This is a genomic window from Alteromonas sp. BL110 (assembly GCF_003443615.1).
Lineage (GTDB): Bacteria > Pseudomonadota > Gammaproteobacteria > Enterobacterales > Alteromonadaceae > Alteromonas.
Window position 1 is genome coordinate 2,626,156 of record NZ_CP031967.1, and the last position, 23,239, is coordinate 2,649,394.

A 23,239-nucleotide genomic window follows, 5' to 3' on the forward strand; every position below is an offset into this window, starting at 1 on the left:
TTTCCCGAAGAACATCCTCCTAAAGGAGGAATGCTATGGCGCTAAAGTAGCATTAGTAAAATCACGCTAACCCCTTAGTATGCTTAAGAAGTTCGATTGAATAAGTGGGTAAGCTGTGCAGTTAGTTAAACCTTTTCGAGTTATTTTCATTTTACTCTGCCTGATAACGGGTTCTGCGTTTTCTGCGTTCGGGGAAGCAAGATCGTTAGACGATATTAAAGACAGCGGTTTAATTAGAATTGCGGTGTACACCGACTATCCTCCATTTTCATTTATTGAAAACGACAGCCCCACAGGTATTGATATTGATATCGCCCGTGAAATCGCGAGCGCCCTTGGTGTTGAGCTAGAACTGATATGGATGACACCAGGTGAAACGACAGAGGACGATTTCAGGAATTACCTATGGAAGGGCCATATAATTCATCGCATTAAGGCTGATGTGATGATGCGCGCGCCTTACGACCCAAGCTTTTCTCAAAAACGTGACGACGTGGGCTTGTTGGTTAATGAGCTTGTTCATATGTTTGCCCCTTATCAGCGTGAAAGCTGGCAAATCATTCACAACACGCACACCTTGCCCGAAGTGGAAACCATGGGCATGTTTCAGTATCACACGATTGGTGCGGAAATAGACAGCATTCCCCACTTTTACTTAACGTCAGCGTTTGGCGGCCGATTGCGAGAAAAAACATCGCACTATCGTTCAAATGCAGAAGCGATTGACGCAATGAAAGCAGGAACCGTCGAAGCGGTAATGGGATTGCGCTCGCAAATATCCTACCTCAGTCAGTTTGTTGATAATGAGCAATATCGCCTTGCAAGCAACGCGTTTCCGCTTATCGGAAAGCAAAAGTGGGATATAGGACTTGCTGTTCATACTAATTATCGCGCGCTTGGCTATGAAATTGGTGATGTAATTACGCGAATGGTGGTCGAGGGCGATATGCAACGGTTATTTGAGAAATACAAAACCATTTATGAGATGCCGCCCTATTTTTCGGGGCAAGAGCGTTCAGAATAAGAGCGTTCTGACCAATAACGTTCAGAAAGATAGCACTTTGAACAATAGAACGCTGATTAACAGAGCTTTCGAATAGCAGCATTTCGAACAATTGCATGTTAATCGATTGCACTTTAGGTAATAGCTCTATGGCCAACTGCCTTTTTACCTCTAGCGCATTTATTAGTAACGCATTACTTCAAAAAAACGAGAAAGCGTAGAGGCGTTAAACAAAAGGGAAAATAGCCCTTCATTCCTCCTCCTAAAGGAGGAGTCAAATCACTCCGCTGTTGCATAGGCATCGACATCCCCCCTAGCTATGCTAATCCTAACAAATAGTCTGAAACAGACCATTTATGGCCTACATGCAACTAGGAACCGTTATGAATAATAATATGCCAATTAAAAAACTTGCTCTATCTATGCTGGTATGTGCAAGTGCGTTAACTCCTGTCCATGCTGTTGTCACTGACAAAGATATTCAAAATGACCACGTTACCACTGACGACGTAGTGACGTATGGTATGGGCTTGAAAGCTCAGCGCTATAGCCCGTTAACCGCGATTAACCGCGATACAGTAGAGGAAGTACGCCCTGTGTGGGCATTCTCTTTAGGTGGTGAAAAGCAGCGGGGGCAAGAATCGCAGCCAATGGTAAAAGATGGTGTTATGTATGTAACCGGTTCTTATTCTCGGGTGTGGGCCATAGATGCGCGAACCGGAGAAGAGTTATGGCAATACGAGGCGCGTTTACCAGACGGTATTATGCCTTGCTGTGATGTGATAAACCGTGGCGTTGCGCTTTACGATAATCTGGTCATTTTTGGCACCTTGGACGCCAAGTTAGTAGCACTGGACAAAGACACGGGCAAAACCGTTTGGAAGAAAAAAGTTGAAGATTATCGAGCGGGCTACGCCATTACTGCAGCGCCTATTGTAGTTGACGGAAAAGTCATTACAGGGATTTCCGGTGGTGAATTCGGTATCGTCGGTAAAGTGTATGCTTACGACGCGAAGTCTGGCAAACAGCTATGGGTTAGACCTACCGTTGAAGGGCACATGGGGTACTTATGGAAAGACGGTAAGAAAACCGAAAATGGTATTTCAGGTGGCGCGCCAGGTAAAACATGGCCTGCTGATTTATGGAAAACCGGTGGTGCAGCAACGTGGCTAGGTGGTACTTACGACTCAGATACAGGCTTGCTATTCTTCGGTACGGGTAACCCTGCACCGTGGAACTCCCATTTACGTCCTGGCGATAACTACTTCTCGTCGTCGCGCTTAGCAATCGACCCTAATACAGGAAAGATTGTGTGGCACTTCCAAACCACACCACACGATGGCTGGGACTTCGATGGCGTTAACGAGCTTATCTCGTTTGATTACGAAGAAAGCGGTAAAACCGTGAAAGCGGCGGCAACCGCCGACAGAAACGGCTTCTTCTATGTCCTTAACCGCGAAAACGGTGACTTTATTCGCGGCTTCCCGTTTGTTGACAAATTGAACTGGGCAAAGGGACTGGATGAAAAAGGCCGACCTATCTACGTTGAAGCGAATCGGCCAGGAAGTCCGGCACAATCTACTGATGGTAAACAAGGCGCACAGGTCGTTGCGCGTCCTGCTTTCTTAGGTGGTAAAAACTGGATGCCAATGGCCTATTCAAAGGATACTGAACTCTTCTATGTGCCTTCAAACGAATGGGAAATGGATATCTGGAACGAGCCTACCTCTTACAAGAAAGGTGCAGCGTACCTAGGGGCCGGTTTCACCATTAAATCAGTGAATGAAGACTTTATCGGCGTCCTTAAAGCGATTGACCCTAAAACAGGTGAAACCGTTTGGCGCTATAATAACTTCTCTCCACTATGGGGCGGGGTGTTAACCACAGGTGGTGGTTTGGTTTGGACCGGTAATCCTGAAGGTTATCTTATGGCCTTTGACGACAAAACCGGTGAAATAGTCTACAAGTTCCAAACTGGCTCAGGTATTGTTGGCTCTCCAGTGACATGGGAAATGGATGGTGAGCAGTACATCTCTGTACTATCTGGATGGGGCGGCGCAGTACCATTATGGGGCGGTGAAGTTGCAAAACGCGTGAAGCACTTCAACCAAGGCGGCACCGTGTGGACGTTTAAATTGCCCAAGCGCTATCAGCAGGTGGCAAAAAACTAACCTTAGCTGAGCGATAAATAGTGATTAATACATGGCCAGCGCCTATGTGCGCTGGCCTTTTTTTCGTCTTATATTCATTCACCCGTTGGCAAGATAAGGCTTCATCATTCTTATGGGCGTTATTTCGACTTTGACTTTAGCACTGACGTTGAAGCACCAAGTGTAAGGCTAGCGCTTTCGATGGCTATCATTGTGGCCTCCTACCAAAGGAGGAGCCTTTCAAAACCAAAGTAGTGTTACCCCTTATTTCCTTGTACGTATACTTAATTCATAGTCTTTTGAGGATGTATGAATTATGAAAACAAAAATATCGATGTTGTTTGCTGCACTCGTGGTAACTGGCTTGTCTGCCCCCGTGCTTGCACACGGAAATGTTATCCCTCAAGGAGCAGATAGTTCAGCTATGCCACCAATTACTGATGGCGATGAGTCTGAAAATGGCTGGGTATTTGAAAACCCTTATCGCAGCCTTGATGAAGAAACCAAAACGAAAGTTATCAAATTTGGTGAGTCAGCCTATGCGAATAACTGTGCAGGCTGTCACGGCTTACACGCGCAGTCTGGCGGAATAAACCCAGACCTTCGTGAACTCGACCCTGAAAGTTTTGAAGACGACGAATGGTTCGTTGAGCGCCTGCGTTTTGGCTCGGCGAAAGGCATGCCTGCACTTGGAGGCATTCCGGAAGGGCAAACCGATCCTATCTTAGATCAAGAGACACTTTGGGCTATAAAGACTTACGTTGAAGCACGTCGCGTTGTGGCCATTGAAGAGGGTGAGATAGAAGCAGATTAGGGCGACGTCTGTTACGCCTTTTTCGCCGGGTTAACGTCGAGTTACCCGGCATTTTTCTTTTTTAGCGCAAAAACCATACAAATTAACGCTTTTTATTGCAATAACCTCGGTTGCTTAGCAGCATGGTGTTTACCGTTTGGCATTCCTTCTTTATTTGGAAACCTAATGATCAAGATACTTGCCTGTTCAATTTATGCCACAACAATAATCGCTGCATTCGCTTTTAGCAGTTTAACTTTTGCTAATACACAACAAGTTACGTCTTCAACAGAAGGTGCAGATACATTAAAAAGCGCTGCATTATTAACAATTAAAAAGCCACTTATCCCAATAGCTACCTATCCGATAGATAACAAGCCTCTGCCTCGATTTAGCGTTGATGCGAGCTGGCCATCGTTGCCCGAAACTTGGATGCTCGGGCAGGTGTCTGGTCTCGCTATTGATAAATACGACCATATCTGGATATTGCAGCGTCCCAACTCTCTTGGCAAAACTGATACAGGCCTTGCTACAACGCCCCCCACTGCGGTGTGTTGTGAACCTGCTCCCCATGTTATCCGTTTTACACCCGACGGTAGGGTAGCTACTGCATGGGGTGGTGAAAGCAATGCGCCCACGATAGACGGTGTAAACCAATGGCCGGTAAATGTACACGGTCTATTCGTCGATGATAATGACACCGTTTGGCTGGCCGGGAACGGTAAAGATGATCATGTGTCTGTAGGCTTTACTTTTGAGGGCGAGTTTGTAAAAGGCATAGGTAGGCGAGGGCAGACCAAGGGCAACATGGACCTGCACACGTTGGGTAATCCCGCAGATATGTTCATGGACAGTAATCACGACGAGTTAGTGATTGCCGATGGCTATATCAATGCTCGCATTGCTAGCTTCGATGTTGAGAAAGAGAAGGCGGCTCAGGTACTCGGTGCTTATGGAGAAAAACCATTGGGGCCCACTCGAGAAGGCGATTTCGACCAGTCCCAAGCTACCCAGCCGCAAAAGCAGGGTATAGACCCAGAAAACCCCTTATTTGGGAATATCGTGCATTGTATAAATCAAGACAGCGACGGGTTTATCTATGTATGTGACCGTCGAAACAACCGCCTTCAAATATTTAAACGGGAAAAAAGCGGTGATATCCGCTTCGTGAAAAACTTTGCTGTACGCCCAGAAACCGGCGGTCTAGGCACAGCAACTGACGTGGCATTTTCACCCGATGGAAAATACTTGTACGTTGCCGACATGATGAATGGGCGTATTTGGATTTACGACAGAAAATCTCATGAAAAGCTAGGCTCGATAGGTAAAAACGGTCGCTACCCAGGTCAATTTATTTGGCTTCATAGCATAGACACCGACAGCGAAGGAAACCTGTACACAACAGAAGTAAATACCGGTAGACGTGTTCAAAAACTGGTATTTAAGGGCGTTAACTAACGCCCTTACAACGTCCATATTATGCATTAAGAACCAGATGTTTTTTATTTCGGCGGTGCGCACGAAGCCCGTTTGGTTAGCGTGCAGTTCACTCTTACTCTTTTACTTTCCGTTTCCAGTGATTTAAGGCTGTTTAGCAATAGCTTAGCAGCTTCTTGTCCTACTTGGTAAGGCTCTTGTTTCACTACCGATACTGGCACACTAAAAAATTTTGCCATGGGTATTTCATCGAAGCCGATAAGTGATACATCTTCAGGTATAGATACCTTATGTTCGTTAAATTCTGTCAAAAGCTCAGTTGTGATTGCTAAATGCTGAGAGAAAAAAGCGGTAGGTGCATTTTCTCTTTCTAATTGTGAAACCGGAGACGTTTCAAAGCCTTTATTGCGATCCCAATACAAAATTAAGTCGCTGTTAAATTCAATATTGTTTGCTGTCAATGCCGCTTTATAGCCATCAAAGCGAGCCTTTCTAGATAGTACGTCGTTATAAGTTTGCGTAACGAAACATATCTGTTTGTGCCCGAGAGATATAAGGTAACGTGTTGCATCATACGCTGCTTGCCAGTGATCAGAGGTAACTAAGCGCTTTTCGCTACCGTCGTGCTCTAGCTGAAAGTGAACAATAGGAAGCCCTTTTTTATCGTAGTTTTTTATCAGTGATTCATTTTTGCCTGAGGACGCGATGATAATTCCATCTACACGTATATCGTTGAGACTCTCTAGCGCCCGCTTTTCCTCTTCTGCATCAAAGTCAGTATTATAGACAATGGCGTTATATCCATACTTTTTACAGTAATCGTCGATACCTCTTATCGTCCGGCTGGTATCAAAGCCTGTAATATCGCGCACTACTATACCAACCATCTTCGTTTGTTTGCCCTTCAAATTGCGCGCTGTAGGGTTTGGGGTGTAATTAAGATCTTCAACCGCCGCCTTTATGCGTTCTTGTGTCTCTTTCGACATATAGTCGAATCTTCCGTTTAAGTATTGAGACACAGTGCTGTTTGAGACTTTTGCTCGTTTAGCAACGTCTTTAAGTCTTGCTTTGTGCATGAAAAAATCAAAAACCAAATGTTAATGCAATGTTGACATTGTGCCTGCATATGCTAATTTCGTCCACTAAAACGTTTTACTAAAACGTTTTATCTTCGTGTTTTGTGTGAGATATACGCTTCGCACGCATTGTAAGGTTGAAGCTATAGGTAGGCTTAAGAGTTTGCTACACGGTTGAAAAACGCATTAGTTTATAAGGAGATCAGGGTGAAAATTAAACAGGTAAAGGTGTTCGTATGTAGCCCTGGGCGTAATTTCGTCACAGTAAAAATTATTACTGAAAGTGGTATTTATGGCGTAGGTGACGCTACATTGAACGGCAGGGAAATGGCTGTCGCCACTATGCTAGAGGAGCATATCGCGCCTTGTCTTATAGGGCGCGATGCCCACGATATTGAAGATATTTGGCAGTATCTTTATAAAGGAGTGTATTGGCGTAGAGGCCCCGTAAATATGGCGGCGATTGCGGCTATCGATATGGCGTTGTGGGACATTAAGGGCAAGGTTGCCAATTTACCTGTTTATCAATTGCTTGGCGGGAAAAGCCGAAAAGGGGTGAGTTTGTATGCCCATGCTAGTGGCGAAGATGTAGATAGCACCCTCGAAAAAGCCCAAGAACTCGTAAGCAATGGCTTCAAGGCTATTAGATTGCAATCTGCTATTCCTGGTTTAAGTGTTACTTATGGAGTGTTAGGCGATAAGAAAGACTACTTTGAACTTCAAGGAAGCAGACCTCTACCCCCGGAAGAAACTTGGTCTACCGCTAAATACTTCGATATGGTGGAAACCCTCTTCGCTAAGGGGCGTGAGAAACTTGGCAATGATGTTCACCTGTTGCACGACGTGCATAGTCGCCTTACGCCTATCGAGTCGGCACGGCTCGGAAAATTACTAGAGCCCTATAACCTTCTTTTCTTAGAAGATGCTTCCATGGCTGAAAACCAGAAAAGCTACGATGTCATTCGACAACACACCACCACACCACTAGCCATAGGCGAAACCTACAATACGCTTTGGGATTGCAAAACCCTTATTGAAGAACAACGCATTGACTATATCCGCGCTGCCGCGACCCATGCTGGGGGCATTACCGGTATGCGTCGTATTGGTGACTTTGCCAACGTGCACAATGTTAAGACTGCACCACATGGTGCGCCCGATTTGTCCCCAATATGTTTTGCTGCACACATGCATTTAAATTTACATGCTCCAAACTTCGGTATTCAAGAGTTTGTCGGTTTTGACAACGAAGCGTTAAATACACTGTTTTCACACGAGTTTACCGCTAAAGACGGCATGGCGTTTATCCCCGACAGGCCGGGGTTAGGCGTAGATTTCAACGAAGAAGCAGTAGCCGAATATCCGTATAAGCGCTCCTACTTGCCGGTTAGCAGATTAGAAGATGGCACGGTGTGGAACTGGTAACTATATACATTGAGCGAGAGAGGAACGAACGATGAATAAGCCACTAAAAGTATTAATTCAAGGTACGGGGTTTGCCGGTCAGGGGCACGCTGAAGCTTTTAGGTATGCGGGGGCAGAAGTTGTAGGAATAGTTGGAAGAACAGAGTCTGTTGTAAAAGAAGTCGCTGAAAACTTGTCTATTCCTTACGCCAGTACCGATTGGGATGACGCGTTAGAAGTATGTAAGCCAGATATAGTGTCAATAGCAACACCAGGCGGCGCGCACGAAAGCGCGATTATCAGCGCTATCGAAAAGGGGTGCCATGTCTTTAGTGACAAACCGCTTTCTACAACGGGTGAGTCAGCTACTCGCCTTTACAAACTAGCAGAAAAGAAAGGGGTAAAAACGGCTTTTGCCGCCAGCTTCAGATACATGCCGGATGTTCTTTTTGCTAAACGCCTAGTGGCTGAAGGTAAAATCGGTGAACCTTTAGAAGCCGAATGTATTTCTCATTTCAACTTAGAGCGCAATATTCCCTTTGGCTGGTCTCACCGTAAAGAAGATGGTGGCGGCCGTCTGAATAACAATTTTACCCATAAGTTATCCATCGTAACCTCTATTTTAGGCGAAGAAATTCTATCTATTATGGGCGAAGTGCGAGATGACCTCGGTAAAGCGCCTATTGTCGAGGGCGTTCACAACTTCAAAAAACGAAGAGACTTTATTCCTGAAGATATTAACGACCCATCACTTAAGTGGGGAGAATCTAATGTTGAATGGAGTTATACCGTACTAGCGCAGATAAAGAGTGAGCGCGCAACAAAGCCTGTTTCTGTACTTTTCAAGCATGGTGGGCTGCATCCTAGATTTAATGAAGATCACGTAGTTATCTACGGAAGCAAAGGCGCTATTTACATTAAAGGGCACTATGCCAGCGGACCGCTTTATCTTTACGACCAGAATACTCAGCAATGGAACGAGCAGCCACTGCCTAACGACATTGCTGAAAATAACCCTGAAGGTGAAGGGGATACCGAGCGTAATTGGCGATACCTTATCCGCGAACTTGTTGCCGACATTGAAGGTACGCAAGATGTCACTTATCAGACCTTTAAAGAAGGTGCTCAATACCAGCAACTTATCGATTTGATTAGACAAAACGACAACTGGGTTGACGTGAAGCACTTAGTCTAGGAGGCTGACATGGTCTATGAATACATTGTCATTGCCGGTTATTTTGCACTTATTTTAGGTATTGGCTTTGCGTTTAAATCGTTAGCGAAAAACTCAACCAGTGACTATTTTCGCGGTGGTGGTCGTATGCTTTGGTGGATGGTTGGCTCTACTGCATTTATGGCGCAATTCTCTGCTTGGACATTTACTGGGGCCGCGGGAAAGGCGTTTTCAGATGGATTTTCCATAAGCCTAGTGTTTTTTGCCAACACGTTTGCCTACTTTTGCGGGTGGCTATATTTCTCTGCGCGGTTCAGACAAATGCGTGTAGATACGCCCACAGAAGGAATCAAGCGTCGCTTCGGTACCCAAAATGAGCTGTTTTTCTCGTGGGCATTAATTGTCTTTAGCATGATCAATGCGGGGGTTTGGCTAAATGCGCTGGGTGTATTTTCCAGTGCAGTTTTTAGTGCCGATATTAGCCTTACCATAATTGCTACGGGTCTTACTGTTCTTTTTGTTTCTGTACTTTCTGGTGCGTGGGGTGTTGTTGCCTCTGATTTTGTTCAAACATTGATTGTGGCGGTTATTTCGGTGGCATGCGCCATTGTTGCCTTAGTCAAAGTGGGTGGTCCGGTGGCGCTTGTGAATGATTTCCCTGTGGATTTCGTCATGGGCCCCGACATGAACTACGGCGTAATTCTTATTGGCTCTTTTGTTTTCTTTCTTGCTAAACAACTTATTACCATAATGAATCTTAACGATTCATTCCGCTTTCTTAATGCGAAAGATTCAGTAAACGCGCGTAAAGCTGCGTTACTTGCAATGGTACTTATGGGTATTGGTAGTATTGTTTGGTTTATACCCCCTTGGGCTGCTGCCATTTTATACCCAGATGCAGCAACGTCTTATGCTGAGTTAGGCAACAAAGCTGCCGATGCTGTGTACCTGGTTTTCACCCGCAATGCTATGCCTATTGGAACGGTAGGTTTGTTGCTTGCTGGGCTTTTTGCCGCTTCTATGTCATCCATGGATTCTGCACTTAATAAGAACGCGGGTATTTTTGTGAGAAGTGTCTACCAGCCTTTATTGAAAAAACGCAATACCTTGGTAAGTGACCAGCACTTACTCAAAGTCAGCCGCACGGTAAGTTTTATAAGCGGCATATTGGTTATTCTGGTAGCGCTTTTCTTTAAATCCTTAAAAGAACTGAGCTTGTTTGAGTTAATGATGAACGTATCTACCATGGTACAAGTTCCACTACTCATTCCGCTCATTCTTGGGTTATTTATTAGAAGAACTCCGCAATGGGCACCGTGGGCGACAGTAGGGTTAGGGTTGTGTGTATCTTGGTTTATGACTCACGTTTTTACAGCGGATGTCTTGGCTCAAATAATAGGTTTGGAAAGGGCATTTACGCGAAGGGAATCAATTGATGTAGGGCTCATGATGATGATTGCCGCGCACCTAATAATTACCGCTGGTTTCTTTTGCATAACTTCGCTTTTCTACAAGGCAGAACATGATACTCATCGTGAAGAAACCAATCACTTCTTTGAAGACTTACAAACCCCTGTTGTTTCCGATATTGAACAAGATGAGTACGACAGCAAGCAGCGTCACAAGTTAGGCGTTATGGTAATGGTGATGAGTATAGGGATGCTTGCAATGATGCTGATCCCAAATCCGCTATGGGGAAGACTTATGTTTTTGTTGTGTGCGTGCGTCATGGTACTTATCGGGTACTTATTGAAAGCAAGTGCAACGCCCCGGATTGCGTCGGCAAATGCACAGTAAGGTGAAGGATGAGCTATGTTTAAATATTTAAATAGGGTGCTGCGTAGAAAGCTAGGCGTTGACGGGCTGGTATTGGAGTTGAGTTGGATTAAGATAAGGTTTTCAACTGTACTTATAGCCGTTTCAATAAGTGGTCTAAATGCTTGCGCAATGCTACCGCCTACGCCTTCTGTTGTCTTAACAGAAGGGTATGATCATAGCGCTGGTGAGAATGTACCTGCTTATATTATTACGACAGCCAATGCTACTTATTACCTAGAAAGAGAAGGAGGCGGCTTATCCAGTATGCTAGACAAAGATGGCATTGACTGGATTGGTTTTAACAACATTAAAGGTTCGGGCTGGAAAGGAGAGTACCGTGGATTTCCGAATGCCGTTCACAAACAAGATGGAAGTTTTTTCCACGCGATGAACGCGTCAACAGCACCTTCAAGGGGTGAAGTTATCGTGAATAAACCCGACCATGTACAAATTCACTTTATTTCGTCAAACGGAAAGTGGAAAGCCCAGTGGGACTTTTATCCTGACCGTTGCGATTTTACTATGCTAAACGTGAGTGATGGCTATCACTACTGGGTGCAGTACGAGGGAGTGCCCGGCGGAGAAATGGATAGTAGTGACTTTTGGTACACCAGCAATAGCAATACCCGCCAGTCTATAAACACGCCTTTCGACGGAGATTTACCGTCGCCTGAGTGGATTACATTTGGTGATAAAAAGCTTAACCGGGTGATTTATCTATACAGTCACGAAGACGATGATTTGCCCGATACTTATGCAAGTCGACCCTATATGACCGTCTTTGGATTTGGGCGCAAAGGCAAAGAAAAATACCTAAACGCGCCCCAGAAATTTACCATCGGTTTTTTAGAAAGTAATGACTACGCAGAAATTAGTCATGCAATGCGTCTAAAAATGGCACCTTAAAGCGCTCAAAAGCTTCAATATGAGGAAGGTGACCTAGCCCTTCTAATTCGACAACATGGATGTTTGAATTACGCGCTTTTACTTCATTACCCAACTTATCGTAGCGGCCCAATTCTCTACTTACGTCGTCATGTTTGTTTGCACGTCCAGGCGCAGTGCGATCTCGAGTACCTAATATTAGTGTGGTAGGCAGGGCTAAATCATCAAACTCTTCAATAACTGGCTGTGTAAATATCATATCGTAGGTCAGCGCATTAACGCGTGCTAGCGTTTCCCTGTCTGGACCGTTTATCCACCCTCGCAAAAACTCAGCATGGCTCGCATAGGTGTCGTTCCACGCTCCATCATAATAGTTCTTCGTTTGATAATTGACGATCATTTCCGGCGTTTTTTTAAGCTCTTTTTGGTAGACCGTTTCAATGTCGGTGTAACTTTCATACAGCAAGTAATTCTCTAAACCAATGGGATTTATCAAAATTAACTTTTCGCTTCTTTCTGGGGAAAGCAATGCAAATCGCGTAGCTAACATGCCGCCCATGGAGTGCCCAACAATAATACTTTTTTCGATGTTTAAAAACTGCATCAATTGTCGCGTATTGTTCGCAAGCGTGGCAAAACTGTATTGATATTGCGTGGGTTTAGACGATTTTCCAAAGCCTACTTGGTCGGGAATAAGAACGCCGTAGCCCTGATTTTGCAGGAGACGAGCTGTACTTTCCCAATACGAGCCGTTGAAATTTTTGCCGTGAAAAAGTGTTACAACCGGCTTGTCTTTTTCAGGTGGCAAAAAAATATAAGCCATTTCAAGATCAATTCCCTGTGAAGAGAAACTAAATGTTCTTACATCGAATGGATATTCCACCGTGCTTAAGCGTTTATCAAATGCGGGCCGAGCTAGCGAATTAGCGTCGGTTCCCAGTGCAAGAGAGACGTGTGAAAAGAGTAGCAATGACAGCATGCCATGAATTAGCAATACCTTTACATTTTTGAGCATAAATCACCTTCTAGCCGGATCAAAATCGGAACGAGTTCAGTATGGCATACCCGGTTTTATCTACCCACTCATCCTCGCCTAGATACGACAACAGTACTAAATTCAGCGATACTTCCCCCCTACGTTAGTCTCGTGCAAATGCTCTTACTGTGTTCTTTTGATTGCAGCTTCTATTTTTGTTCATTATTTATAATCAAATGTTACGATTTTGATAGCCTTTAAAGGTAAGTCTATGTAAAAGGTGATTTTACTTTTTATTAATTTTAAAAAATCCATAATAAAAGTTAACGAACTAATATTCTTATATATCAGTGTGTTGTTGTCTTTGTGTCATGCATTGATAAAAACTTGTTAAATTTTTGGTTGACGTGAATAACAAACAATGGTCATATTCTCACATGTTGAGCATTTGATCTTTGTGTGAGCATTTGGGTTTTAGTGATGTTTTTCCCGATTTCTCCAAGATACGAAGACTCTTCAAAAATTACACTCCACACAATTACGAAAGAATAAAAGAGGGTTCACAATGGGACTAAATACAACGAAAGACGTAGCGCATCCAACGATGTATTCGAAACGAGCATCTTTGAGTTTGATCGCTGCCGCTATAATGGCGGCCACCGCACCGACGTTAGGTATGGCGCAAGAGCTAAGCCAAGAAAAGCCGATGTATGTACCACCTAGTGAACCCAATGAATTTCTTGATGGCAGAGTGCAAGTTAACTTCTTAGCTATGCAGAATTATCAAGCTATCCAAGCCAAAGATGGTGCGTTCCGCCCAGAAGATGAAACCCAGTCTGATGGTTTCGGTCGTCTGCGCGTTAACTTGATGTTTAAGTTCAAAATTACCGAAAACATTACTGCTGATATTGATATTGCAGAAGAGCCTAACGACTTCGGTAATAACGGCGACAGAGACTTTTCATTTCACCAAGACTTCGCCGGCGTTGAGTTCGATATGTTTGGTTTGACTGGCTACGAAAAAGAAAACGCTAACCTTATTTTACGCGTGGGCAACATAGGTGCCTCTCCTTTCCAGTTTAAAGGGTTTCAAGACGGTGCGGACAACCAAGGTAACGCACTTATCGGTAACGGCATTAACGACTACGCCACTGCCGAAAACGGTATTCAGCTAAGCTACACCGAAACCTTTGATAGCGGCATTCTTCGTTCATACAACGTAGCCGGTCACATGACTACGTCAAGCTTTGGTGAAGCTTTCCAAGAAGATCGCGGCTACAACTACCGCTTGCAAGGTACCTTGGAATTTGAGGGTGGTTTTAAAGCCGGACTTAACTTCTTCAATGCTAATCAAGGGGATCAACTTGTATTCGAAAATGGTTTAGCCAGCTTAGATGGCGTTACCACGACCAACTATCGTTTTGGTGACGGTGAAAACTATAACTTTTCTGCGTCTGCCTCCAGTGAACGTGATACTCACGTAGGCGCACTACCTGGACTTAATCAATCAATTATGCAGCTTAACTTGGCGTATCAGCCAAGCGACCAAACCAGCGTTATTTTAATGCTAGGTAAAGCAACTGATGATTATACCTTTGCAGACGTAGACGGTAATGCTGTTGCAGGTATCACTTACTTCGGTAATGAAGGCGTGTTAGACCCAACCGGTACTACGTTCGATTCTAACCAAGTAATTGAAGCTGATTCGTCAGTTGAATACTGGGTGGTAGAAGCACAGCAGTACATTATTCCAGAGAAGCTCTATGTTGCTGCACGTTATGCAGAATCTGAAAATACGTCAGACCTTATTGAGCAAACAGATAATGAAGTTACTCGTCTACAGGTATCAGCGGGATATTGGATCAACGACCGTACCCTTTGGAAAGTTGAATACGTAGACCAAGACGAAGGCGTTAATTCTGGTGGTCAGATTGGTGCTGGTTTCGACGGTTTAACATCTGAAATTTCAGTTAAGTTTTAATTGCAAGCCGAGTTTTAGCACAAAGGGTTAGACATTGATTTGCTTCGCTGTCTAACCACCTAATTTACTTTAATACCTCTGATTTTCTTATCCCCGCGTTAACCCAATTTGGGCGGGGAGGGGAAAGTCATATCTAAAAAGAGTACAAAGGGGAGAGACCCGATGTTAAAAAAACTATCTTTAATTATAGCCAGCGCACTAACTATTAATGCGGCAGCGCAGGCAGAAACTATCACTATCGCTACAGTAAATAATGGCGACATGATCACTATGAAGTCGCTTAGCAGCGAGTTTGAAAAGCAGCACCCTGATATTGACCTTAAATGGGTAACGCTAGAAGAGAACATTCTTCGTCAGCGCGTTACTACTGACGTTGCTACTAGCGGTGGGCAATACGATGTAATGACGATAGGCACCTATGAAGTACCGATTTGGGGCAAGCAAGGTTGGCTGACCGAGCTAAACGGGCTAGGTGACGATTACGATATTGACGATTTATTACCTGCTATTCGCAGCGGTCTTTCAGTAAACGACAAGCTTTATGCTGCGCCGTTTTATGGTGAAAGTTCAATGGTGATGTATCGCACCGACCTAATGAAAAAAGCAGGCTTGGAAATGCCAAAAGCGCCTACATGGAGCTTTATCAAAGAAGCTGCTGCAGCAATGACCGATAAAGACGCCGGGGTATACGGCATTTGTCTTCGCGGTAAAGCTGGGTGGGGCGAAAACATTGCGCTATTAACGTCAATGTCTAACTCTTTTGGTGCTCGCTGGTTCGACGAAAATTGGAAGCCGCAGTTCGATTCTAAAGCGTGGAAAGACACCTTAGAGTACTACGTAGATGTGATGGAAAAATACGGTCCTCCAGGTTCATCAGCCAATGGTTTTAACGAAAACTTAGCGCTCTTTCAAACTGGCAAATGCGGCATGTGGATTGATGCAACAGTAGCGGGAGGCTTTGTAACTAACGAAAAAGATTCTGAAGTTGCCGACAAAGTAGGCTTCGCGCTAGCGCCAGATAACGGTTTGGGTAAACGCGGAAACTGGCTATGGGCTTGGACTTTAGCTATCCCGTCAAGCAGCAAGAAAACCGATGCGGCGATGAAGTTTATTAGCTGGGCAACATCAAAGGGCTATTCAAACTTAGTTGCAGACAAAAAAGGGTGGGCGAATGTCCCTCCGGGCACACGTACCTCACTATATGAGAACGACGCTTATTTAGAAGCTGCGCCGTTTGCACAAATTACTTTAGATTCAATTAATTCTGCAGATCCGAAAAATCCAACAGTAGAGCCTGTACCCTACGTAGGTATTCAGTTTGTCGCAATTCCTGAGTTCCAAGGTATTGGCACTGCGGTAGGTCAGCAGTTTAGCGCAGCACTAACAGGTCGTATGACGGTAGACCAAGCTCTGCAAAGCTCACAGCGTTTAGTTGAACGCGCTATGCGCAAAGCACGTTACCCAAAATAACCAGCGTTAACCATAGGGAAAGTGCTCTATCGCATTTTCCCATTTAATAATTATAAGAGGGCTAGTCATGGCGACCACACAATCTCGTACTTTAGCCAAAATCATGCTTTTCCCTTCGGTCTCTTTGCTTTTAGCATGGATGATCGTGCCTCTATGCATGACCCTTTATTTCTCGGTATTAGACTATAACTTGCTAATGCCGGGCGATAACGCATTTATCGGCTTTCTCAACTACGAGTTCTTTTTAACTGACCCCGCGTTTATCGAGTCATTTTTTAACACCCTGCTGCTGGTAGGCGGTGTGTTGTTTATCACTATTTGTGGCGGAATTGGCTTAGCGGTTTTATTAGACCAGGCAATATGGGGACGAAACTATGTACGCATAATGGTGCTTGCACCGTTTTTTGTTATGCCTACAGTATCGGCGCTGGTATGGAAAAACATGTTCATGAACCCAGTAAATGGTCTGTTTGCTCACTTCGCTGAGTTCATTGGCGTAACCCCTATCGACTTTTTTGCTGAACTGCCTTTGCTATCAATAATTATCATTGTGTCGTGGCAGTGGCTACCGTTTGCTGCACTGATTTTACTTACTGCTATTCAATCGCTTGACCGAGAGCAACTAGAAGCGGCAGACCTTGACGGTGCCGGTCCATGGAGCAAGTTTGTATATATCGTGTTACCTCACCTTTCTCGCGCGGTTACGGCAGTAATTTTAATTGAAACGATTTTCTTGCTATCGATTTTCGCTGAAATTTTAGTAACGACCAGCGGTGGCCCTGGATATTCATCGACCAATATTACTTACCTTATTTATACCCAGTCGCTTCTTCAGTTTGATGTAGGCGGTGGTTCTGCAGGCGGCATTGTGGCAGTGGTCATTGCCAACATAGTCGCTATTTTCCTAATGCGCCTTATTGGCAAGAACTTAGAGGGATAAGTAATGGCGATTAAAGATACGAATAAATCAAAACTTATCTACACCCTTGCGGCGTGGACAGTAAGCGGGATGATTTTCTTCCCTATTCTTTGGACGATTATTACAAGCTTTAAAACGGAGTCAGAAGCCATTTCTGCTTCGCCTAGTTTGTTTATGTTCGATTGGACGCTGGAGAACTATGTAGAGGTGCTTTCTCGCTCTCCTTATTTCGACCATTTTATGAACTCGGTTGTGATTTCGCTTGGGGCTAGTCTTCTTGGGCTGCTTATTGCAATCCCAGCTGCTTGGTCTATGGCCTTCGTTCAAACTAAGCGCACAAAGAACCTGCTTATGTGGATGCTCTCTACCAAGATGCTTCCACCGGTGGGTGTGTTAATTCCTATCTATCTGCTATTTCGCGATTTTGGATTACTAGATACACGCATTGGTTTGGTCATTGTAATGACGCTTATCAACCTGCCTATCATGGTATGGATGCTTTATACCTACTTTAGAGAAATCCCTAATGAAATCTTAGAAGCGGCACGTATGGATGGCGCTGGAATAAAACAAGAGATCTTTCAGGTGCTGCTGCCGATAGCGCTGCCGGGTATTGCGTCAACTTTACTGTTGAACGTTATCTTGGCGTGGAACGAGGCATTCTGGACACTTATTCTTACCGCGGCTAACGCAGCGCCTTTAACCGCATTTATTGCCAGTTACTCAAGCCCTGAGGGGTTATTTTACGCAAAACTATCGGCTGCCTCCGTGATGGCCGTGGTACCAATTCTTATTCTTGGTTGGTTTAGTCAGAAACAGTTAGTGCGCGGCTTAAGCTTCGGCGCAGTTAAATAGGAGAGCTTCAAAATGGGAAGTATTACCTTAAAACAAGTTACAAAAAGCTTCGGCGACGTTAACGTGATTAAGCCGCTGGACTTAGAAATTCGAGATGGTGAATTCATCGTGTTTGTTGGGCCGTCGGGTTGCGGTAAGTCAACCTTACTTCGCATGATTGCGGGCCTTGAAGATACCACAAGCGGTACTATCGAAATTGATAACCAGGACGCGACAGACATGCCGCCAGCGCAGCGTGGGTTAGCAATGGTGTTTCAGTCTTACGCCCTTTATCCTCATATGTCGGTGCGTAACAATATTGCATTTCCGCTAAAGCAGGCGAAAGTAGCCCCAGCAATCATTGAACAGAAGATTGAAAAAGCGGCGAAAATGCTAAACCTGACTGATTATCTTGACCGCAAACCGGGTCAGCTTTCGGGCGGACAGCGCCAGCGTGTTGCTATCGGACGTGCTATAGTACGCCAGCCTTCAGCGTTCTTGTTTGATGAGCCACTGTCGAACCTAGATGCGTCACTTCGCGTGAACATGCGCCTTGAAATATCTGAGCTTCATAAAAGCTTAGATACCACTATGATTTATGTTACTCACGACCAGGTTGAAGCCATGACCATGGCCGACCGAATTGCGGTATTTAATGGCGGTATTATCGAACAAGTAGGTACGCCTTTAGAGCTTTATCAAAAGCCAGTAAACCAATTCGTGGCAGGCTTTATCGGCTCACCAAAAATGAACTTTATTAGCGTAGATGCTAAAGCGGGCGACCCAACGTGCAGCTTGGGTGTTCGTCCAGAGCACTTTAGAATTAACGAAGAGAAAGGACTGTGGACTGGCAGAGTTGGAGTTATTGAACACTTAGGCTCTGAGACTTTCTTACATGTTCATGTTGACGGTGTCGGTACGCTAACAGTGAAAGCTGATGGCGATTGTAAAGTCGCTTACGGCGACACCATTAACTTAACGGCTGCCGAGGAAAAAATTATGCACTTCGACAAAGATGGCGTAACAATCCCCGAGTTGTCGTGGGGGGAAAAAGCGTCGTCTTCGGCCGCTTAGCTGCATTTTTTAGGGTGTTGAAAGTAAAGGCTTTAACGAGTACATCTAAAGTGCACTATTGAGTTGCCAACATTAACCAATAGTGTACTTCTTTGCATTTAGGCGGTTACCGTTCTCCTAAAAGAAAGTACAAAAGTAACACGTTTTAAAACGCAATTTAGTCAGTGATCGTAGCAAGGTATGAAAGGTATACCCGCTAACAGTGGGTAGGGCAAGTAAGGAATTATAATGGAGCAGAAAAAGCCAACAGTAACAAATGCCGATATAGAGTTGGTTATTTTTGACTGTGATGGAGTACTTATTGACAGTGAGATTTTGTGCAAGCGCGTACTTATATCTATGCTACATGACCTTGGCGTAAAAATAGATGGCGATTATTTCGATAGGCACTTTTTAGGTAAGAGTTATGATTCTGCAAAAGCGCAAATAGCCGAAGATTTTAATATCAGCCTCTCCGTAGCGTTTAAGGATGATTATTTGACTGCGCTACTGGCCGTATTCGCCGAAGAGTTAATGCCAACATCGGGTTTAGAGGCTATTTTGCAGCGACTCACTGTAAGCAAGTGTATTGCGACCAGTAGCCACCCCGAGAGAGTCACATTTTCTTTAAAAACTGCGGCATTAGATAGCATCTTTAATGGCCATGTCACTACTAGCGCAGAAGTGTCAAGGGGAAAGCCGGCACCCGATATCTTTCTTTTGGCAGCGGAGAAAATGGGGATATCGCCTGAAAAGTGTTTAGTGATAGAGGATTCAGATGCAGGTATTGAAGGTGCATTAAGTGCCGGAATGTCGGTAGTGAAATACACGGGGGCAAGTCATTTAGAAAAGGGGCAGCCTAGTATGTTTGTAGGGGTTCCCGTGATCGCGCACTGGAAAGAGCTACCCGAACTTTACCCAAGGTTGTTTAACGTTTAACCTAGCGTCTGAAGGTAATGCATTGAAGTAATGCGTTGTTTCAACAGCTTACTTCCACTCTTCGCTCGTTTCCCACTGCTTCATCCAGCTTGGTAGTGCGTCGGCATGCATGGGGCGGGCAATTCCAAACCCCTGTGCTAGCTCACAATTCAATGCTAACAGTGATGTTCCGTGAGCAATACTTTCTACACCTTCAGCAATAACACTGCGATTGAATGAATTAGCCAGGGCTATCACACCAATAACAATCGTTTTATCTTCCAAGTCTTCTAGCATATCGCGAACGAATGATTGGTCTATTTTAATCACCTCAGCGGGCAGTCGCCTTAGGTAAGTCAAAGACGAGTAACCTGTTCCAAAGTCATCAATGGCGAAGGTGACGCCAAGCGCTACGCAGTCTGCCATAATTTCAGACACCTTTTTGATATTAGAAAGCTTGCTAGTTTCGAGCACTTCCAACTGTATTGCGTTAGGTGGTGTCTCCGGCACTTTTGACAGTAAATGCGCCAGGCGAGTGGGAAAATTTCTTTGTTGTATCTGCAATGCTGAAATATTTACGCTGATTTTAAGGTCTATGCCCAGTTGCTTCCACTTGTGGTGCTGCCGCAATGATTCTTCGATAACCCACTCCCCAACTTCAATACTCAGCGGATGATTCTCGATAAAAGGTAAGAATTCTGCCGGAGAAAGAAGCCCGCGAACTGGATGCTGCCAGCGAATCAACGCTTCTGCGCCCACAATCTCTCCCGTGCGCATATTTACTTTAGGTTGGTAGTAAAGTTCAAATTCATAGTTTTTAAGCGCGCTACCTATATTTTTAACAGTTCCGTGGCGAGTTTTAATCGCATCTTCTGACTGAATATCGAAAAGGTGAAAACAGTTTTTACCTTTTTGTTTTGCTAAGTACATGGCTTGATCAGCATGTCTAATTAGCTGCTCAGCATCAGTATCGTCGCTAGGATAGACGGTTAATCCAATACTTGCTGAAACTTTAAGTTCATTTTCTCCATACTTAACCGGTGTTGAAGCCGCTTTAAGCATGTTTTTTACAATAGGAATAAAGTCTTGGGCTTGCTTTAAATTAGTAAGTACTGCTACAAATTCATCTCCACCAAAACGGGAAATGGTATCTCCCTGGTTTAGCGTGCTTTTGAAGCGGTGAGCCAATGTAATAAGTAGCTCGTCTCCTACACTGTGTCCAAAGGTATCGTTTACGTTTTTGAACCCATCTAAATCAAGCAAGACAACAGCGGCGTAATTTTTATTTGTCTTACATTGCGTAAGGGCGCTATCTAGACGTTCAGCGAGCAGAGTGCGGTTAGGCAAATTAGTCAGGACATCGTAATGAGCCATTTGCTCAAGACGATATTGTTGTTCTTTTGTTTCGGAGATATCGCTAAAAATGGCAATATAGTTTTTAATTGTGCCGTCATCGTCTTTTACAGCACTAACCGTTAATAACTGGGCATATATTTCGTTGTTTTTTCTCTTATTCCATACCTCTCCCGCCCAATAGCCGTCATTGATAATTGACTTCCAAAGGTTCTCGTAAAATTCCGGAGACTGCTTTCCAGATTTAAACATGCTGGGCTTATTGCCTAATACTTCGCTTCTAGAGTAGCCGGTTATATCTTCAAAGGTTTTGTTTACATCAATAATATTTGATTCACTATCAGTAATAAAGATGCCCTCTCTGGCGTGAGAGAATACGCTGGCTGATAATTTTAATTTATCTTCTAAGCGTTTATTTACAGTTATGTCTTGAACTAATGAAACGACGCTAATTACTTTACCAGAGAAGTCCAAAATAGGCGTGCTGTACCATTCGCAAGTGATTGTTTCGAACAATCGAGTGAGATTATCGTTTACCTTACGCACGGTTTTCTTGCCTTCAACTAGTATTTCGAATACGTCGTTGATTTCATGGCGTAGTTCAACTGGAACCACAAGTTCTGAAGCATGTTTACCTATAGCTTCTTCCTTACTATAGCCAAAGATCAATTCAGCCGATTTGTTCCAATCAGTGCAGATAAAGTCTGTATCCCAAGTTACGCACCCTAAAGGCGTATTTTCAATATGACTTGCTAAGATATCTCGACTTGCCTGCAGTGAGTTTTGACTCTCAAGAAGCTGCTTTTCTGCATCTAGGCGCGTTCTAGCCATCTGTGCAAAACGTTGTTGTAGTTTTTTTAGCTCTATACTTCCCTTAGTTGATGTCTCATCAACCTCTTTACCTTCAGCCAGCGCTGTAGTCGACTTCAAAAGAGTTTTTATGGGGATTAAAACGTTTTTTCTAATTAGCCATACTGAAACACCGACGAAAAATAAAACGATCAACGCCAATATAAGGGTGGTTGTCATTAACCTAGTATCAATTGTTTCGAACGTGTTTTTCAGAGGAATACCAATGGTGATGTTGATATGCTGTCCATCATCAAATAGCGGGTGTGTGACATAAACGCGTTGATAAGGGTCTTCGCTTAGAAAAACAGTATTATCTAATGTTGTGTTTGTATACTCGCTCTTATTTCCCTTTATCTCTAATGGAGTGCCTATCAGTTCTTGTCTAGCAGGGAATGCTGCTACAATTTTGTTTTCACTATCAGTTATAAATGCAACGGTATCATCGGGCAGGTAAGACTCTGAAAGTATTTCGCTCCACCACTCGAGTGATATAACAGCTACAACCAAACCGACTACATTGCCTTGATTCGGATTAATGACGGGGTAGGCAAAGTTAATACTAGTTAAATTCATTGCCCGGTCTATTTGAAATTCACTGATTGAGAATTTACGGGTGGCGACGGCTTGTTGTATATAAGGGCGGTCGTAAACGTTTACCGAGCGCTTTAAGTTTCGCGCATTACATAACAATTCACCATCTGCGCTTGGTACACCTAGATTGACATAATTACTGTTGACTTTAAGCACATTCGAAAGGAACTGACTACACCGTTGTGAACTGGGCTGCTGCACTGCATCGAATTGCGCTAGATTTTTAAGGAAATGTCGCGTTTCCTCAATAAGGTTGGCTTGTATCTTCGAATGTGTTTTTGTGGTATTCACTGCTCGGCTGACTGCAGCCTTTATTGCCTGTTCTCTTTCCACGTATGTATTGTAAAAAATGCCAATAAAGCCGGGTATGGCAATCAGCAAAATAAGAATAATAACTCTTGCCTGTAGTGTCTGAAAAAGTTGCGGCATGTAATTCGTTTAAATCCATTTAAGCTGTGTAGTTTGGCGAACATCGGTGATTTTCGATATTCACAACTTTCCAAAAAGATTATACGTGCGCTCAATTATTAGCAGCTAATGCCAGTATAGTAA

The 23,239-nt window shown here is 44.0% G+C and carries 17 protein-coding genes; 14 read left to right on the forward strand and 3 right to left on the reverse strand.

Translation table 11 applies throughout. The features are described 5' to 3' along the window. Positions 1 to 115 precede the first annotated feature (115 nt). The 4 genes from D1814_RS11360 (at position 116) to D1814_RS11375 (ending at position 5,404) form a co-directional block, all read left to right on the forward strand. Positions 116 to 1,024 (forward strand): substrate-binding periplasmic protein, encoded by a 909-nt coding sequence (locus D1814_RS11360; protein WP_118492326.1) that lies wholly within the window; start codon positions 116 to 118, stop codon positions 1,022 to 1,024. Positions 1,025 to 1,386: 362 nt separating this feature from the next. Beyond that, complete coding sequence (locus D1814_RS11365; protein ID WP_183037600.1) at positions 1,387 to 3,174, forward strand: PQQ-dependent methanol/ethanol family dehydrogenase; 1,788 nt, start codon at positions 1,387 to 1,389, stop codon at positions 3,172 to 3,174. A gap of 295 nt (positions 3,175 to 3,469) precedes the next feature. Continuing rightward, positions 3,470 to 3,967, forward strand: a complete 498-nt coding sequence (gene pedF, locus D1814_RS11370) for a cytochrome c-550 PedF (protein WP_118492328.1) — start codon at positions 3,470 to 3,472, stop codon at positions 3,965 to 3,967. A 165-nt stretch (positions 3,968 to 4,132) separates the two neighbouring features. Then, complete coding sequence (locus D1814_RS11375; protein ID WP_118492331.1) at positions 4,133 to 5,404, forward strand: beta-propeller fold lactonase family protein; 1,272 nt, start codon at positions 4,133 to 4,135, stop codon at positions 5,402 to 5,404. Positions 5,405 to 5,448: 44 nt separating this feature from the next. Here D1814_RS11375 and D1814_RS11380 read toward each other — a convergent pair whose 3' ends face one another. Then, entirely contained in the window at positions 5,449 to 6,459 is a 1,011-nt protein-coding gene (locus D1814_RS11380) for a LacI family DNA-binding transcriptional regulator (protein WP_118495372.1), read from the reverse strand. Between the two features lie 207 nt (positions 6,460 to 6,666). Here D1814_RS11380 and manD point away from each other — a divergent pair, with 207 nt between their 5' ends. Genes manD through D1814_RS11400 form a run of 4 tightly spaced genes read left to right on the forward strand, consistent with a single transcriptional unit; the run spans position 6,667 to position 11,761 of the window. After that, positions 6,667 to 7,884 (forward strand): D-mannonate dehydratase ManD, encoded by a 1,218-nt coding sequence (gene manD, locus D1814_RS11385; RefSeq protein ID WP_118492333.1) that lies wholly within the window; start codon positions 6,667 to 6,669, stop codon positions 7,882 to 7,884. A gap of 31 nt (positions 7,885 to 7,915) precedes the next feature. Further along, entirely contained in the window at positions 7,916 to 9,058 is a 1,143-nt protein-coding gene (locus D1814_RS11390; protein WP_118492335.1) for a Gfo/Idh/MocA family protein, read from the forward strand. Positions 9,059 to 9,067: 9 nt separating this feature from the next. Further along, positions 9,068 to 10,834, forward strand: a complete 1,767-nt coding sequence (locus tag D1814_RS11395; RefSeq protein ID WP_118492337.1) for a sodium:solute symporter family transporter — start codon at positions 9,068 to 9,070, stop codon at positions 10,832 to 10,834. 15 nt (positions 10,835 to 10,849) lie between these two features. Next, the gene (locus D1814_RS11400) at positions 10,850 to 11,761 is read left to right on the forward strand and encodes a hypothetical protein (RefSeq protein ID WP_232368867.1); all 912 of its coding nucleotides are present in this window, start codon (positions 10,850 to 10,852) and stop codon (positions 11,759 to 11,761) included. Here D1814_RS11400 and D1814_RS11405 read toward each other — a convergent pair. Further along, positions 11,727 to 12,755 carry an alpha/beta fold hydrolase gene (locus tag D1814_RS11405; RefSeq protein ID WP_118492339.1) on the reverse strand — a complete coding sequence of 343 codons (1,029 nt, stop codon included), beginning with the start codon at positions 12,753 to 12,755 and terminating at the stop codon, positions 11,727 to 11,729. The genes D1814_RS11400 and D1814_RS11405 overlap by 35 nt on opposite strands. Before the next feature lie 667 nt (positions 12,756 to 13,422). Between D1814_RS11405 and D1814_RS11410 the strand changes: the two genes are divergently transcribed. The 6 genes from D1814_RS11410 to D1814_RS11435 all read left to right on the forward strand — a co-directional run bounded on the left by D1814_RS11410 (position 13,423) and on the right by D1814_RS11435 (position 19,912). Further along, positions 13,423 to 14,697 carry a hypothetical protein gene (locus tag D1814_RS11410; RefSeq protein ID WP_118495374.1) on the forward strand — a complete coding sequence of 425 codons (1,275 nt, stop codon included), beginning with the start codon at positions 13,423 to 13,425 and terminating at the stop codon, positions 14,695 to 14,697. A 162-nt stretch (positions 14,698 to 14,859) separates the two neighbouring features. Next, entirely contained in the window at positions 14,860 to 16,167 is a 1,308-nt protein-coding gene (locus tag D1814_RS11415) for an ABC transporter substrate-binding protein (RefSeq protein WP_118492341.1), read from the forward strand. 67 nt (positions 16,168 to 16,234) lie between these two features. Then, the gene (locus D1814_RS11420) at positions 16,235 to 17,107 is read left to right on the forward strand and encodes a carbohydrate ABC transporter permease (protein WP_118492343.1); all 873 of its coding nucleotides are present in this window, start codon (positions 16,235 to 16,237) and stop codon (positions 17,105 to 17,107) included. A gap of 3 nt (positions 17,108 to 17,110) precedes the next feature. After that, on the forward strand, positions 17,111 to 17,941 hold the full coding sequence (locus D1814_RS11425; protein ID WP_118492345.1) for a carbohydrate ABC transporter permease: 831 nt from the start codon (positions 17,111 to 17,113) through the stop codon (positions 17,939 to 17,941). 12 nt (positions 17,942 to 17,953) lie between these two features. Continuing rightward, positions 17,954 to 18,994: an ABC transporter ATP-binding protein gene (locus tag D1814_RS11430; RefSeq protein ID WP_118492347.1), complete on the forward strand. Its 1,041-nt coding sequence runs from the start codon at positions 17,954 to 17,956 to the stop codon at positions 18,992 to 18,994. A 228-nt stretch (positions 18,995 to 19,222) separates the two neighbouring features. Beyond that, positions 19,223 to 19,912, forward strand: coding sequence for an HAD family hydrolase (locus D1814_RS11435; RefSeq protein WP_118492349.1), 690 nt, complete (start codon positions 19,223 to 19,225; stop codon positions 19,910 to 19,912). Positions 19,913 to 19,960: 48 nt separating this feature from the next. Here the strand turns inward: D1814_RS11435 and D1814_RS11440 are convergent, their stop codons facing one another. Then, positions 19,961 to 23,116, reverse strand: a complete 3,156-nt coding sequence (locus D1814_RS11440) for a bifunctional diguanylate cyclase/phosphodiesterase (protein ID WP_118492351.1) — start codon at positions 23,114 to 23,116, stop codon at positions 19,961 to 19,963. Positions 23,117 to 23,239 lie beyond the last annotated feature (123 nt).

Bases quoted from the DNA above. Each gene is read 5' to 3' on its own strand.
- D1814_RS11420 (WP_118492343.1), top strand. From the start codon at position 16,235: ATGGCGACCACACAATCTCGTACTTTAGCCAAAATCATGCTTTTCCCT.
- D1814_RS11400 (WP_232368867.1), top strand. From the start codon at position 10,850: ATGTTTAAATATTTAAATAGGGTGCTGCGTAGAAAGCTAGGCGTTGAC.
- D1814_RS11425 (WP_118492345.1), top strand. From the start codon at position 17,111: ATGGCGATTAAAGATACGAATAAATCAAAACTTATCTACACCCTTGCG.
- D1814_RS11365 (WP_183037600.1), top strand. From the start codon at position 1,387: ATGAATAATAATATGCCAATTAAAAAACTTGCTCTATCTATGCTGGTA.
- D1814_RS11435 (WP_118492349.1), top strand. From the start codon at position 19,223: ATGGAGCAGAAAAAGCCAACAGTAACAAATGCCGATATAGAGTTGGTT.
- pedF (WP_118492328.1), top strand. From the start codon at position 3,470: ATGAAAACAAAAATATCGATGTTGTTTGCTGCACTCGTGGTAACTGGC.
- D1814_RS11380 (WP_118495372.1), bottom strand. From the start codon at position 6,459: ATGCACAAAGCAAGACTTAAAGACGTTGCTAAACGAGCAAAAGTCTCA.
- D1814_RS11405 (WP_118492339.1), bottom strand. From the start codon at position 12,755: ATGCTCAAAAATGTAAAGGTATTGCTAATTCATGGCATGCTGTCATTG.
- D1814_RS11410 (WP_118495374.1), top strand. From the start codon at position 13,423: ATGTATGTACCACCTAGTGAACCCAATGAATTTCTTGATGGCAGAGTG.
- D1814_RS11375 (WP_118492331.1), top strand. From the start codon at position 4,133: ATGATCAAGATACTTGCCTGTTCAATTTATGCCACAACAATAATCGCT.
- D1814_RS11430 (WP_118492347.1), top strand. From the start codon at position 17,954: ATGGGAAGTATTACCTTAAAACAAGTTACAAAAAGCTTCGGCGACGTT.
- D1814_RS11440 (WP_118492351.1), bottom strand. From the start codon at position 23,116: ATGCCGCAACTTTTTCAGACACTACAGGCAAGAGTTATTATTCTTATT.
- D1814_RS11395 (WP_118492337.1), top strand. From the start codon at position 9,068: ATGGTCTATGAATACATTGTCATTGCCGGTTATTTTGCACTTATTTTA.
- D1814_RS11390 (WP_118492335.1), top strand. From the start codon at position 7,916: ATGAATAAGCCACTAAAAGTATTAATTCAAGGTACGGGGTTTGCCGGT.
- D1814_RS11415 (WP_118492341.1), top strand. From the start codon at position 14,860: ATGTTAAAAAAACTATCTTTAATTATAGCCAGCGCACTAACTATTAAT.